The sequence below is a fragment of the Streptomyces pratensis genome, assembly GCF_016804005.1.
Lineage (GTDB): Bacteria > Actinomycetota > Actinomycetes > Streptomycetales > Streptomycetaceae > Streptomyces > Streptomyces pratensis_A.
Map to the genome: position 1 here is coordinate 7,584,320 of NZ_CP051486.1, position 14,117 is coordinate 7,598,436.

Here is a 14,117-nt window from a genome sequence, read left to right on the forward strand (position 1 = left end):
CGCAGGTGGAACGGGGGCCGGGTCACCGTCTGTTCACCGACGCGGAACGGACACGGAACGCGGATCGAAGCCGAAGGGCAGCTCCAGCCGGTGCCTGCGCATGAGTTCGTCGTCGCACAGCAGGTCCTGTGTCCGGTCGTCGGCGGCGATCACCCCGTCGCTGAGGATGACGGCACGCGGGCAGAGTTCGAGGGCGTACGGCAGGTCGTGGGTGACCATCAGCACGGTGACGTCCAGGGAGCGCAGGATGTCGGCGAGTTCACGGCGGGAGGCCGGGTCCAGGTTGGAGGAGGGCTCGTCCAGGACGAGGATCTCCGGCTCCATGGCGAGGACGGTGGCGACGGCGACCCGTCGGCGCTGGCCGAAGGAGAGGTGGTGCGGGGGCCGTGTCGCGTACTCCTCCATGCCGACCCGGGCGAGTGCGGTCATGACGCGCTCCTCCAGCTCGGGGCCGCGCAGTCCCGCCGCGGCGGGGCCGAAGGCGACGTCCTCGCGGACGGTCGGCATGAAGAGCTGGTCGTCGGGGTCCTGGAAGACGATGCCGACCCGGCGCCGGATCTCGGCGAGGTGCTGTCTCCCGACGGGCAGCCCGGCGACCCGGACGGTGCCGGCGCCCGCGTCGAGGATGCCGTTGAGGTGGAGGACGAGAGTGGTCTTGCCCGCGCCGTTGGGGCCGAGGAGCGCCACGCGTTCACCGCGGGCCACGGTCAGATCGACGCCGAAGAGGGCCTGGTGGCCGTCGGGGTAGGCGTAGGCAAGACCGCTGACCTCGAGGGACGGCACAGGGGCGGTGGGCATGCTCATAGGGTCCATCCCAGCAGACAGATGACGAGGGCGATCGCGGGGAGTGCGGCGGCGTGCGCCCACTGGGCGCGGGTGGCGGTCACCTCGTCGATCACCGGCATGGTGCCGGTGTAGCCGCGGCTGACCATCGCGAGGTGGACGCGTTCACCGCGCTCGTAGGACCGGATGAAGAGGGCGCCCGCAGTCCTGGCGAGGACACCCCAGTGCCGTACGCCCCTGGCTTCGAAGCCACGCGAGCGGCGGGCGATCGACATCCGGCGCAGCTCGTCGGTGATGACGTCGCCGTACCGGATCATGAACGACGCGATCTGGACGAGCAGGGGTGGCAGCCGGAGGCGCTGGAGGCCGAGCAGCAGGGAGCGCAGCTCGGTGGTCGAGGCCAGGATCACCGAGGCGGCCACGCCGAGGGTGCCTTTCGCGAGGACGTTCCAGGCGCCCCAGAGGCCGGGGACACTGACGGGGACACCGAGCAGTTCGGTCTGCTCGCCGGGCACGACGAAGGGCATGAGGAACGCGAACGCGACGAACGGCACCTCGATGGCCAGCCGCTTCAGCAGCAGACCGGGCGGGATGCGGGCCACCGCGGCGACGGCGGCGAGCAGCAGCGCGTACAGCGCGAAGGCCCAGACGGCCTCGCGCGGGGTGGAGACGACGACGACCACGAAGCAGAGGACGGCGGCGAGCTTGCAGTGCGGGGGCGACGCGTGGACGGGCGAGTGCCCGTGCCGGTAGAGCGTGTGCGCGTGACCGGCGCCCATGTCAGACGGACTCGGTGGGGCGGGACGCGGGCGCCTCGGGCGTGCGGCTCCGGCGCACGGCCCAGAACACACCGCTGCCGACGGCGACGGTGACGCCGACGCCGATCACTCCGGCGAGGCCTCCGGAGACGCGCGCGTTGCTGACGTCCTTGACGCCGTAGTCGGCCAGCGGGGAATCGGCCGCGCCGTGCTCCTGGACCTTCTCGTCGATGCCCTTGTCGGCGGCGACCTTCTCCAGGCCGTCGGGGTTCGCGGAGGCGTAGAAGGAGACGACGCCCGCGAGTACGAGCGCGGCGGCCAGGCCCGTGGCCCAGACCTTGCGCGTGGAGCGGGCCGCGGCGGGGGCGGGCGAGGGGGTCGCGGCCGGGGCGTCGACGAGTTCGCCGCCGACCCGGAGCTTGAGCGGGGCGGCGAGTCCACGGGCACCGTGCACCAGGTCCGGGCGCACCGCGATCACGGCGCCGACGGTCAGCGCGGTGATGGCCGCTTCCCCGACGCCGATCAGGACATGGACGCCGACCATCGCGGTGAGGACCTTGCCGATGGGCACGTCGGTGGTGCCGCCGATCGCGTAGACGGCGGTGAACGCGACGGCGGCGGCCGGCACCGAGACCAGCGCGGCCACGAAGGCCGCGAAGGTCGTCGAGCGGCGGGTGCGGGGCAGCACACGGGTCAGCCCGCGGAAGAGGGCGTAGGCGACGACGGTGGTGACGACCCCCATGACCGTGATGTTCACGCCGAGCGCGGTGAGGCCGCCGTCGGCGAAGAGGATGCCCTGCATCAGCAGGACGACGGCTATGCAGAGCACCCCTGTGTACGGTCCGACCAGGATCGCGGCCAGGGCCCCTCCCAGTAGGTGGCCGCTGGTACCGGCGGCCACCGGGAAGTTCAGCATCTGCACGGCGAAGACGAACGCGGCGACGAGCCCGGCCAGCGGGGCCGCCCTCTCTCCCCCGAGTTCCCGCCGCGCGCCCCGGAGAGCGACGGCGACCGCGCCCGCGGCGACGACACCTGCGGCAGCGGAGACGGGTGCGTTGATGAATCCGTCGGGTACATGCATGGAGTGGCTCCGCTTTCGGGCGTACTGCTGGCGGGGTCGGAAAACGCTCCATGATAGAGCCCTGTTGCAAATAGTTCGCAAGAGCACAGGGAGGACAACTACCCACCCCCCAAAATGCCCGAATGGGAATATATGGGACATTGGGGGAAGAGATTTACACACAGGAGGAGCCGGCCCATGTCCCTCGTGATCCAAGAACACGCCCGCGCCCGGCTCATCACCGACGGCCCCGACCCCCGGCCGGTCCCCGTCGAACTGCGCTACGACCCCGAGCAGCCGCAGACCGTCCACGTCCGGCTCCCCGGCGGGGCCGACTGGGCCTTCGGCCTCGACCTGCTGGAACGGGGCCTGCGCTCCCCCGCCACCCGGGACGACGTACGGATATGGCCGTGCGGCCGGGCCCAGCTGGTCGTGGAACTGCACTCGCCGGACGGCGTCGCCGTCCTCCAGTTCGACAACGCACCGCTCATCCGCTTCCTGTCACGGACCCGCGCCAAGGCGGCGAAGCGCCGGCCGGCCGCCGCTCCCACCGCCACCCGCGCCTGAGCACGACGAGGGCCCCCGTGCCGCGTGCACGGGGGCCCTCCTGCGCCCCGGTCCCCCGTCCCCACAGGTAACCGGCGCTCCGGGGCCGCGTTCCGCTCAGACGCGGGCCCCGGGGTACTCGCGGCTCGCGCCGTGGCTCGCACCACGACGCGCACCGTGCGTCACACGCGGACCAGCTCTCGCTCCCCGCCGCCTTCGGCCGGGTCGTCGGCGAGGTCCTTGCGCAGGCCCTCACCCTCCACGTCCACGTTGGGCAGGACGCGGTCCAGCCAGCGCGGCAGCCACCAGGCACGCTTGCCGAGCAGGGCCAGCACCGCCGGCACGATGGCCATCCGCACCACGAAGGCGTCGAAGAAGACGGCGATGGCCAGCGAGAAGCCGATCATCTTGATCATCGACTCGCTGGAGCCGATGAAGCCGGCGAAGACGGCCATCATGATCACCGCAGCAGCCACGACCACCCGGGCACCGTGACGGAAGCCGGTGACGACCGCCTGGCCGGGCGTCTCCCCGTGGACGTACGCCTCACGCATCCGCGTGACGAGGAAGACCTCGTAGTCCATCGCGAGACCGAAGACCACGCCGACCATGAAGATCGGCATCATGCTCATGATCGGCCCGGTCTGCTCGACCCCGAAGAGCGAGGCCAGCCAGCCCCACTGGAAGACCGCCACGACCGCACCCAGGGCCGCGACGACCGAGAGCAGGAAGCCGAGGGCCGCCTTCAGAGGCACCAGCACCGACCGGAAGACGAGCATCAGCAGCAGGAAGGCGAGTCCGACGACGAGTGCCAGGTAGGGCACCAGCGCGTCGTTCATCTTCTGCGAGAAGTCGATGTTCATCGCCGTGGCACCTGTGACCAGCACCTCGGCACCCGTGTCGTTCTTGATGTCCGCGCCCGCGTCACGGATGGAGTGGACGACGTCCTCCGTGTCCGTGGAGCTCGGCCGGTCCTGCGGGATGACCGTGATGGTCGCGGCGTCACCGGCCTTGTTGAACGTGGCGGGGGTGACGGCGGTGACGTGGTCGATCGACTCGATCTCCTGGGAGACCTGGTTCACCGCAGCCTTGCCGTCCGCACTGTTCTTCGTGTCCACGACGACCAGCAGCGGGCCGTTGAAGCCGGGACCGAAGCCGTCGGACAGCAGGTCGTAGGCCTGCCGCTGAGTGGTGCTCTTCGGCTGGGAGCCGTCGTCCGGCAGACCCATCTCCAGCGAGGCGGCGGGTACGGCGATGGCACCGAGGCCGATGACTCCGGCCAGCAGCACCCACACCGGCCTGCGCAGCACGAACCGCGCCCAGCGGGTGCCCATGTTCGGCTTCGCCTCGACCTTGTCGTCCCTCTCGGCGGCCTTGCGAGCCTTGCGGCCCACGATCCGCTTTCCGACGAAGCCGAGCATGGCGGGCACCAGAGTGAGCGCGATGAGGACCGCGATGACGACGGTGCCGGCGGCGGCGAAGCCCATCTTCGTCAGCATCGGGATGTTGACGACGGCGAGGCCGGCCAGCGCGATGACGACGGTCAGGCCCGCGAACACGACCGCCGATCCCGCCGTGCCGACAGCCCGGCCGGCGGCTTCCTCGCGCTCCCGGCCCTCGGCCAGTTCGGCGCGGTAGCGGGAGACGATGAAGAGCGCGTAGTCGATGCCGACCGCGAGGCCGATCATCATCGCGAGCGTGGAGGTGGTGGAGCCCAGGTCGAGTACGTTCGCCAGGGCTGTGATCACGGAGACACCGATGCCGACGCCGATGAGGGCGGTCAGCAGAGGCAGCCCCGCGGCGATCAGTGAACCGAAGGTGATCACGAGCACGACGGCGGCGACGGCGACACCGATGACCTCGGTGACCCCCGTGTGCGGCATGACCTGGAGCGCGTCACCGCCGATCTCCACCGTCATCCCGCCGCTCTGCGCGGCCTCGCCGGCCTCCTCCAGCGCCTCCCGCGTCCCGTCGGTCAGCTCCATGGAGCTGACCTTGTAGGAGACGGAGATGTAGGCGGTCGAGCCGTCCTCGCTGACGGCGTTCGCCGCGTACGGGTCGGCGACCGAGGCGATCTGGTCCGAGCCGGACTTCAGCTCGCCGACCATCTCCTGGATCTCCGCCTTGTTGGCCGCCGCGGTGACCTTCTCACCTTCGGGTGCCTTGAAGACGACCCGGGCGGTCGCGCCGTCGGCGCTGCCTCCGGGGAAACGCTCGTCCAGCAGGTCGAAGGCCCGCTGGGCCTCCGTGCCGGGGATCGAGAAGGAGCTGGAGGTGGCGGTGGACGCGGACGCGGCCCCGAAACCGGCCAGCGCCAGCAGCGCCACCCAGATCAGGGCGACGTAACGGCGCCGCCGGAAGGCGAGCCGTCCCAGTTTGTACAGGAATGTAGCCACGGAGGGGGTACTCCCGGTCAGGTCGTTGAGTGGAAAAGGGCGTGAGGGACCAGCCCGACGACGAGAGCGGCGTGTCAGGTGGAGCGTCGGGGAGTCAGGTCGTACGGAAGGCCGCACGGAAGGCCGTACGGAAGGCCGTACGGAAGGCCGCACGAGAATCCGTACGGAGGGTCGCGTGAAAGGTCGCGCGGAGGGTTGCGTGCATGGTCGTGCGATCGGAAACGGAGAACGGGGACGTCAGACGCCGAGGGCGGGGAACACCACGGCTTCCGCGTAGTCGGTGAGGAACGCCTGGTCGACGGCACGGCCGTCGACCAGCTCACGAGCGGCGAAGGCACCGATCATCATGTGCGGGACATAGGACAGCGCCGGATTGTCCGGACGCACCTCACCCCGGTCCACGGCGCGTCTGATCATCAGACCGAGGCCGGTGAGTTCCGGCTCGATCATCAGCTCACGCAGCGCCTGCAGGAGGTCGGGGTTGCTGTGGACCGCCTGGCCGAGCCCCCGCATCAGGGCGGAGCTCTTCTCCATCTCACAGTCGTCGGTCCGCCGGAGCGCGGCACGGAAGTCACCACGCAGCGAACCGGTGTCGATCTCGCCGAGCTCCATCGGCTTGTTGTGCCGGAGCGCCTTCACGACGAGTTCGGCCTTGCTCCCCCACTGGCGGTAGAGGGTGGCCTTGCTGGAACGGGTACGGGCGGCAACGGCGTCCATGGTCAGGGCTTCATAGCCGACCTCGCCGAGCAGATCGAGCACGGCGGCGTACAGCTCACCCTCACGCTCGGGCGTGAGCCGGCTGCGTGCCATGTGTCGACCTCCTCGTAGTTGCGCCTGCTGGATGGTACGTCAGTCGAAGATCAACTAACGGAACGAAACTGTTTCGTACACTTCGAAGGTACCCCCTCCGCGAGCGAAACGAGACGGTTTCGCCTGTGTCCTGCACCACAAGTTGCCGCGGGCCCTTCACACGGAAAGCATTGGAGGGTGAGTGACGACGTCGCGTATCTCCGTTTCCCGCACATCCACAAGGACTTGCTCTGCTTCGCGGCGGAGGACGACCTCTGGGTCGCCCCCCTCGCCCCGGCGGGGCAGCGGCCCGGCCGGGCATGGCGGCTGACCGTCGACCGGACCAGGGTCGGTCATCCGCGCTTCTCGCCCGACGGCAGCCGTATCGCCTACACGACCTGGCGCACGCTCGATCCAGAGATCCACATCGCACCCGTCGACGGAGGCCCCGCCCGCAGACTCACCTACTGGGGCTCGACCGACGCCCGGGTCTGCGGCTGGAGCCCCGACCCCGGGGAGTCCTCCCAGATCCTCGCCGTGTCCTCGCACAACCAGCCGTTCTCGTACTTCTCCTGGGCGTACAGCGTCCCCACCGACGGCAGCCCGGGCGGCAAACTCCCCTGGGGGCCCGTCTCCGACATCGCGGTCGCTGACATCGACGGCACACGGCGCACCCTGCTGCTCACCGGAAAGCCACCGCACGAGCCCGCGGCCTGGAAGCGCTACCGGGGCGGCGCCACCGGCCGGCTGTGGCTGCACGGCGAGCGGCTGCTGCCGGACATCGGCGGGCACCTCGAAGCGCCGATGTTCGTGGGGCGCCGGATCGCCTTCCTCTCCGACCACGAGGGGGTCGGCAACCTGTACTCCTGCCTGGCGGACGGCAGCGATCTGCGCCGGCACACGGACCATGACGCGTTCTACGCCCGGCACGCCTCCAGCGACGGCAGCCGGGTCGTCTACCAGTGCGGCGGCGATCTCTGGCTGGTGGACGACCTGGAGTCGCCGGACGCGACGCCCCGGAAGCTGGAGGTACGGCTCGGGGGGCCGCGGACGGGCCGGCGTACGTACCAGGTACCGGCGTCCAGCCACGTCGACTCGCTGTCCGTCGACGAGACGGGCCGGGCGAGCGCCGTCTCCGTGCGGGGCAGCCTGTACTGGCTCACCCACCGCGACGGCCCCGCCCGCACCATCGCGGACACCCCGGGGGTACGGGTCCGGCTGCCGCTGATGCTCGGCAGCAGCGGCCAGGTCGCGTACGTCACGGACGCCGAGGGCGACGACGCGATCGAGATCGCCTACCTCCCCCGGGCCAGCGGCGACCGCCCGCCACGCCGGCTGGCCGCGGGGCGGCTGGGCAGGGTCCACGAGATCATCTCCGACCCGGAGGGCGAGCGGCTGGCCATCGCGTCGAACGACGGCAGGCTGCTGCTGCTGGACACGGCGGAGGACGCCGTCGAACCGGCCGTGGACCTCCTGCCCCCGGACGAGGGCTCCCCGGAACCTGCCGCCTCGGACCCGTCCGCCCCCTCGGGCTCCCCGGCGCCGGCCGAGGGCGTGGCCCCTCCGAGGACCGTCGCCCCGCTGGAGGCCCTCATCCGGACGGACAGCTCCGACACCGGCCCACCGGAGGGCGAAGCCATCAGCGACGGCACCCCGGACGACAGCACCACCAGCGACGGCACCCCGGACGACAGCACCACCAGCGACGGCACCCCGGACGACAGCACCACCAGCGACGGGCCCAGGCCCCACAGCGGTGGGCCTCCGGACGACGGCCTCACCGAGCTCATCCGCTCCGTCAACGGCCCGGTCCGTGATCTGGCCTTCTCCCCGGACGGCCACTGGCTGACCTGGTCGCACCCCGGCGTAGGCCGGGCGCTGCGGCAGATCAAACTGGCCCGGATCACCGGCCCCGACGCTCCGGTGATAGTAGATGTCACCAACGGCCGCTTCGAGGACGAGAACCCGGTCTTCACGGGAGACGGCCGCTATCTCGCCTTCCTCTCCTGGCGCGGATTCGACCCGGTGTACGACGTCCACACCGGCGACCTCTCCTTCCCCTTGGGCTGCCGCCCCTATCTGGTCCCCCTCTCCTCGGCCACGCCCTCCCCCTTCGCCCTGCTCCCGGACGGCAGGCCCGCGGCGGGCGGCCTGGACCCGGTCGACATTCCCGAGGGCCCGGTCGAGGGGTCGACGGTCATGGTGGAGTTCGAAGGGCTGGAGAACAGGGTCACCCCGTTCCCCGTCTCCGCGTCGAAGTACTCGGGGCTACAGCCGGTCAGCGGCGGCGGCCTCGTCTGGCTGCGCTGGCCGATCTCCGGCGCACTGGGCGAGACGTTCGCGAATCCGGCGGACATGTCAGGCCGGCCCACCCTGGAGCACTTCAACATCGCCAAGGCCCGCAAGACCGAACTGGTCGGCCACCTGGACTGGTTCGCGGTCAGCGGGGACGCGACCCGGCTCGTCGTCATGGACGACGGCGAGCTGCGCGCCGTACCGTCCAACGAGCCCGGCGACAACGACACGACGGTCTTCCTCGACCTGCGCCGCATCCTGCACGACGTCGACCCGGCCGCCGAATGGCGTCAGGCCTACGGCGAGGCGGGGCGCATCATCCGGTCCTACTTCTGGGAACCGGACATGTGCGGCATCGACTGGGACGAGGTGCTGGAGCAGTACCGCCCCCTCCTCGAACGGGTCGCGTCCCCCGACGAGTTCGCCGACCTGCTGCGAGAGGTGCTCGGCGAGCTGGGCACCTCCCACGCCTACGTCTCTCCCGCCCGCCGCAACGAGGGCCCACCGCACTACCAGCGGGCGATCGGCCTGCTGGGCGCCAACCTCGTGTGCCGGGAGGGTGACTGGACGGTTCAGCGCATCCTGCCCGGCGAGTCCTCCGACTCCAAGGCCCGTTCACCGCTGGCCGGTACGGGCGTCCGGGAGGGAGCCGTACTCACCCATGTCGACGGCCGCCCGGTCGACCCGGTGGCGGGACCGTACCCGCTGCTGACGGCGGCGGGCGGCACCACCGTGGAGCTGACGTTCCGCCCCGCCGGGGGCGAGTGCGGCGGCCGTTCCCGCCGTATCGCGATCGTCCCGCTGATCGACGAACGCCCGCTGCGCTACCAGGACTGGGTGGCCAAACGCCGCGAGGTGGTGCGGGAGTTGAGCCACGGCAAGTGCGGTTACCTGCACATCCCGGACATGGGCGGCTCCGGCTGGGCGCAGTTCAACCGGGACCTGCGGCTGGAGGTGTCGCGCCCCGCGCTGATCGTGGACGTACGGGGCAACGCGGGCGGACACATCAGCGAGCTGGTCGTCGAGAAGCTCACCCGCACGATCCTCGGCTGGGACCTGACCCGCAACGCCCAGGCGGTCTCCTACGCGTCCAACGCGCCCCGGGGGCCGGTCGTAGCCCTCGCCGACGAGGCCACGTCCTCCGACGGGGACATGATCACGGCCGCGTTCCGGCTGCTGAAGCTGGGGCCGGTGGTGGGCCAGCGCACCTGGGGCGGTGTGGTCGGGATGACCGGGCGGCACCGGCTCGGTGACGGCACGGTGATCACGGTGCCCATGAACGCGGCCTGGTTCGACACGTACGGCTGGTCCGTCGAGAACCACGGCGTGGAGCCCGACCTGGAGGCGCTGCGCACCCCGCTGGACTGGGCGGAGGGACGCCACGCGGTGCTGGACGACGCCGTCAGGGTCGCCCTGGACCTCCTGGCCGCCCACCCGGCGGCCACCCCTCCGACCTATGACACGGCCCCCAACCTGCGCAGGCCCCCGCTCCCCCCGAGGTGACCACCGACCGATCCCGGCCCCCGCTCCGGCACCAGCCGACCTCAGCCGAATCCAGCCCCTCCGGCGCTTGAGGAGCGGGGTCCGGGGCGGAGCCCCGAACTCCCGCACCGCGCATGCCCTCGCACCCCCCGTGCCCGCCCCGCAGGTACAGGCACCGGCACCGGCACGCACGCACGCACGCGGAAGGGGCGTACCCGGCACCCGGGTACGCCCCGACAGACCACAGACGCTCAGACGCGTCGGCCGTCAGCGCTCAGAACGCTCACGCGCCCGCTCCGCAGCGTCCTGCGCACGGTCCCGCGCCTCGGGCCGACGGCCCTGCGCCTGGTCCGCGCCGCGACGCGACGACGGGTCGGAGGAACGCTCACGCGCCTCGTCCCGCTTGCCGCCCGCCTTCTGCTGCTTGGCCTGGTCGGCAAGCTCCTGCGCCTTGTCCTTGAACTGGTCTGCGATACCCATGCTGTTCACTCCTATGTGGGTGCGTGGGGTTGGCCCCGGTGGGACCTCGATCAGACTTACACACCCGGACATTCACCGCATTTCGATCATCCGCGGGAGACTTGTGCCTTCTGATCGGCCTCGCCACCGGCCCCCACGAGCCCCTTGCTCACGCCGTCGAGCCGGGACCCGAAGCGCTTCATCTCGCGCTGCCCCACGGTCCCTATCACCGTGGGCAGATACCCCCGGATCGACTGCATCCCGCGCAGCCACCACTGGGCATACACATGCGGTGAGCGCCGCTCGATCCCGGCCACGATCCGGTCGACCGCCGGGCCAAGCGGGTAGGTGCGGTTCGTCGGCCACGGCAGCCGCTGCCTCAACTCCCGCATGACGTCGTCCTCGTCGGCGCCGCGCACCATGTCCGTGTCGGTCCAGGACAGATAGCCGACCCCGACCTTCACGCCCCGGTGGCCGACCTCGCCCCGCAGGCAGTGCGCGAACGCCTCCACACCCGACTTGGACGCGCAGTACGCGCTCATCATCGGCGCGGGGGTGATCGCGGCCAGCGACGCTATCTGGAGGAAGTAGCCGCGGCTCTCCATCAGCACCGGCAGGAACGCCCGCGCCGTCACGGCACCGCCTATGAGGTTCACCTCGATGACCCGCCGCCAGGCCTCCGGGTCGGAGTCCACGAGCGGACCGCCGGTGGCGACGCCCGCGTTCGCCACGACGACGTCGATCTTGCCGAAGCGCGCCTTGACCTCCTGGGCCACCCGGCTCATCGCCTCGTGGTCGGTGACGTCCGCGTGCCAGTGGTCGCTCTCGGAGTGCAGCCGCTCCGAGACCTTCTTCAGCTCGTCCGGCTCCAGGCCGACCAGCGCCAGCCTGGCGCCCCTCGCCGAGAGCTTGCGGGCCAGCAGTTCGCCCACTCCCCGCGCCGCGCCCGTGACGACGACGACCTGTCCTTCGAGACTCCGCCTGCCGCTCATGCGACCTCCTCCTCACTCACGGCTTCCGCCGTGCTGCCCGCACCTTCAAGAGTGACGTACGAGGCCACCAGCTCGCGGAGCTTCGCCGTGACCGCCTCGGGCGCCTCGACCGGGGTCATGTGCCCCATGCCCGCCAGTTCGGTGAGCCCGAGACTGTGCGGCAGCGCCGCCTCGATGGCCCTCGCGTGCACGGGCGGCGTCAGCCGGTCCTCCGTGCCCGCGATCACCGCGGTCGGCAGCCGCAGCTCGCGCAGCCGCGCCTCCAGGTCCAGCTCCGCGAGCACGTGCCCCCAGGCGACACGTGCCCCACGAGGGCACGCATGGACGATCCTGGCACAGATATCCACGCGTTCCGGGGCAGAACCGCGCCCCATCGTGGCGTACTTGAGAATCACCTTCGACACCGCGTTGACGGGCCCGAGCGGCGCACGCGCACCGAGGACCGCAGCGGTCATCCGGGTGCGGAGGGCTCCGGCCCGCAGCGGCAGTACGAGCGACTCGGCGGTCAGCCGCGAGCTGCCCGTGCTGCACAGCAGCACCGCCGCCCCGTGCTCCCGCACGGCGTCACGGCCTGCCGCCGCCATCAACGTCATCCCGCCCATGGAGTGCCCGCCGAGCACCGCCTTCCGCCCCGGCGCGAGCGTGGCCTTCAGGACCGCTTCGAGGTCGTCGGCCAGCGCACGCGTGCTGTACCCGTCGGGTCCGGCCTCGGGCGTACGCCCATGGCCCCGCTGGTCGTAGACGACGACCCGGTGGTCCACCGCCAGGTCTCGCACCTGCGCGTCCCAGAAGCGGGTGTTGCAGGTCCAGCCGTGGGCCAGGACCACGGCGGGCGCGTCCTCGGGGCCGTGCAGTTCCACGTGGATGCGCGCACCGTCCGCGGAGACGACGCTCAGTTCACGTACGGGTACGGGTACGGGTGCGGACACGCTGTCCGCCGTCCGCGTCAGCCGGCTCATCGTGCGGCCTCCTCGGTCACGGCCTGCGCCGTGGAGTGGATCGCGGGGGGACGGACGACGTCGTACTCCCCCAGGTCGACCGAGCGCGTGGCCCGCCTGAATTCGGCCGTCGTGCCCGGCCAGACGGTGGTGTTGCGCCCGTTGGCGTCGAGGTACCAGCTGGTGCAGCCACCGGTGTTCCAGACGGTCCGCTTCATCCGGTCCTGGACCCGCCGGTTCCAGGCGCCGACGGCGGAGGGCCGTGCGTCGAGCGCGGCGCGCCCGCCCAGGACGTCCAGCTGACGCAGGTAGTCGGCCATGTAGTTCAACTGGGACTCGATCATGAGGATCATGGAGGAGTTCCCGAGCCCCGTGTTGGGGCCGATGATCGTCATCCAGTTGGGGAAGCCGGCCGCGGTCGCACCCCTCAGCGCCTGCATCTCGTCCTTCCAGGACTCGGCGAGGGTGATGCCGTCGGCACCGACGACCCGGCTGGCTATCGGCATGTCCGTCACGTGGAAGCCGGTGCCGAGGATGATCACGTCGGCCTCGGTCTCCGAGCCGTCCGACCCGACCAGGGTCGATCCCCGCACCTCGGACAGCCCGGAGTCGACGACGTCCACATTCGGCTGCGCGAGCGCCGGGTAGTAGGCGTTGGAGAGCAGGATGCGCTTGCAGCCGATGCGGTACGAGGGCGTCAGCTTGGCCCGCAGAGCCGGGTCCTTGATCGCCCGGGCCATGTTGGACTTGGCTATCGACTCGACGAGCCCGAGCTGGTTGGGGTGCTTGGTGAAGGCGCCCACCTGCAACTCCCGGATTCCCCAGAGGAGTCCGCGGCGCGCGGTGGCGGTGAAGGGGAGCGCGCGGTGCAGCCACTTCTCGGCGCCGCTGATGGCACGGTCCATGCGGGGCATCACCCAGGGCGGGGTCCGCTGGAAGAGGGTGAGCCGGCCGGCCTTCGGCTGGATCTCCGGGACGATCTGGATCGCGGAGGCGCCGGTGCCGATCACGGCGACGCGCTTGCCGCCCAGGTCGTAGTCGTGGTCCCACTGCGCGGAGTGGAAGACCTTGCCGGGGAAGTCCGCGAGCCCCGGGATGTCGGGCAGTTTCGGGTCGGAGAGCGGACCGGTGGCGGAAACGACCGCGTCGGCGGTGATCGTGGAGCCGTTCGCCGCCTCGATCACCCAGTGCAGCTCGTCGTTGTCCCAGCGCATGACCGAGACCTCGTGGTCGAGCCTGATGTGCGGGCGCAGCCCGAAGGTGTCCGCGACGTGCTCCAGATAGGCGCGGATGTGCTGCTGTCCGGAAAAGGTGCGCGGCCAGTCGGGGTTGGGCGCGAACGAGAAGGAATACAGGTGGGACGGTACGTCGCAGGCGCAGCCCGGGTAGCTGTTGTCCCGCCAGGTGCCACCGACCGCACCGGCACGTTCGAGGACCAGGAAGTCGGTGATGCCTTCGCGGCGGAGCCGGACCGCGGCTCCGAGGCCCCCGAATCCGGATCCGATCACCGCCACTCGTACGTGCTCGTGCTGGGCCATGCTGCCGCCTCCCCGCGGTACGTGCCACGACTCTGCCAGCAATCACTGGCATGGTTGGGAGGGTAGAGCAGCTCCGTACCG

At 71.0% G+C, this 14,117-nt stretch carries 11 protein-coding genes; 2 read left to right on the top strand and 9 right to left on the bottom strand.

Features of this window, described 5'->3' with window-relative positions; all coding sequences use genetic code 11:
* Nucleotides 1-33: 33 nt before the first annotated feature.
* From HED23_RS31790 to HED23_RS31800, 3 genes are read right to left on the bottom strand one after another with little or no spacing between them, the layout of a single operon-like run.
* Nucleotides 34-804 carry an energy-coupling factor ABC transporter ATP-binding protein gene (locus tag HED23_RS31790; protein WP_203186767.1) on the bottom strand — a complete coding sequence of 257 codons (771 nt, stop codon included), beginning with the start codon at nt 802-804 and terminating at the stop codon, nt 34-36.
* Nucleotides 801-1,562: a cobalt ECF transporter T component CbiQ gene (gene cbiQ / locus HED23_RS31795; RefSeq protein ID WP_203186768.1), complete on the bottom strand. Its 762-nt coding sequence runs from the start codon at nt 1,560-1,562 to the stop codon at nt 801-803. The genes HED23_RS31790 and cbiQ overlap by 4 nt, the downstream gene beginning before the upstream one ends.
* Nucleotide 1,563: 1 nt before the next feature.
* Nucleotides 1,564-2,622: an energy-coupling factor ABC transporter permease gene (locus HED23_RS31800; protein WP_203186769.1), complete on the bottom strand. Its 1,059-nt coding sequence runs from the start codon at nt 2,620-2,622 to the stop codon at nt 1,564-1,566.
* A 177-nt stretch (nt 2,623-2,799) separates the two neighbouring features.
* Between HED23_RS31800 and HED23_RS31805 the strand changes: the two genes are divergently transcribed.
* Nucleotides 2,800-3,168 carry an SsgA family sporulation/cell division regulator gene (locus tag HED23_RS31805; RefSeq protein WP_203186770.1) on the top strand — a complete coding sequence of 123 codons (369 nt, stop codon included), beginning with the start codon at nt 2,800-2,802 and terminating at the stop codon, nt 3,166-3,168.
* A gap of 161 nt (nt 3,169-3,329) precedes the next feature.
* Here HED23_RS31805 and HED23_RS31810 read toward each other — a convergent pair whose 3' ends face one another.
* Together HED23_RS31810 and HED23_RS31815 are read right to left on the bottom strand one after the other, a co-directional pair.
* Nucleotides 3,330-5,543 carry an MMPL family transporter gene (locus tag HED23_RS31810; protein WP_203186771.1) on the bottom strand — a complete coding sequence of 738 codons (2,214 nt, stop codon included), beginning with the start codon at nt 5,541-5,543 and terminating at the stop codon, nt 3,330-3,332.
* 237 nt (nt 5,544-5,780) lie between these two features.
* Nucleotides 5,781-6,353 carry a TetR/AcrR family transcriptional regulator gene (locus tag HED23_RS31815; RefSeq protein WP_203186772.1) on the bottom strand — a complete coding sequence of 191 codons (573 nt, stop codon included), beginning with the start codon at nt 6,351-6,353 and terminating at the stop codon, nt 5,781-5,783.
* A gap of 177 nt (nt 6,354-6,530) precedes the next feature.
* Here HED23_RS31815 and HED23_RS31820 point away from each other — a divergent pair, with 177 nt between their 5' ends.
* The gene (locus HED23_RS31820) at nt 6,531-10,130 is read left to right on the top strand and encodes a S41 family peptidase (protein ID WP_203186773.1); all 3,600 of its coding nucleotides are present in this window, start codon (nt 6,531-6,533) and stop codon (nt 10,128-10,130) included.
* A gap of 246 nt (nt 10,131-10,376) precedes the next feature.
* On the opposite strand, the gene HED23_RS31825 is transcribed toward HED23_RS31820, so the two are convergent.
* From HED23_RS31825 to HED23_RS31840, 4 genes are all read right to left on the bottom strand, one after another.
* Nucleotides 10,377-10,589, bottom strand: a complete 213-nt coding sequence (locus tag HED23_RS31825) for a hypothetical protein (RefSeq protein ID WP_203186774.1) — start codon at nt 10,587-10,589, stop codon at nt 10,377-10,379.
* Between the two features lie 86 nt (nt 10,590-10,675).
* Nucleotides 10,676-11,560, bottom strand: a complete 885-nt coding sequence (locus HED23_RS31830) for an SDR family oxidoreductase (RefSeq protein ID WP_203186775.1) — start codon at nt 11,558-11,560, stop codon at nt 10,676-10,678.
* On the bottom strand, nt 11,557-12,519 hold the full coding sequence (locus HED23_RS31835) for an alpha/beta fold hydrolase (protein WP_203186776.1): 963 nt from the start codon (nt 12,517-12,519) through the stop codon (nt 11,557-11,559). Before HED23_RS31835 ends, HED23_RS31830 begins: the two co-directional genes overlap by 4 nt.
* Entirely contained in the window at nt 12,516-14,036 is a 1,521-nt protein-coding gene (locus HED23_RS31840) for a flavin-containing monooxygenase (protein WP_203186777.1), read from the bottom strand. Before HED23_RS31840 ends, HED23_RS31835 begins: the two co-directional genes overlap by 4 nt.
* Nucleotides 14,037-14,117 lie beyond the last annotated feature (81 nt).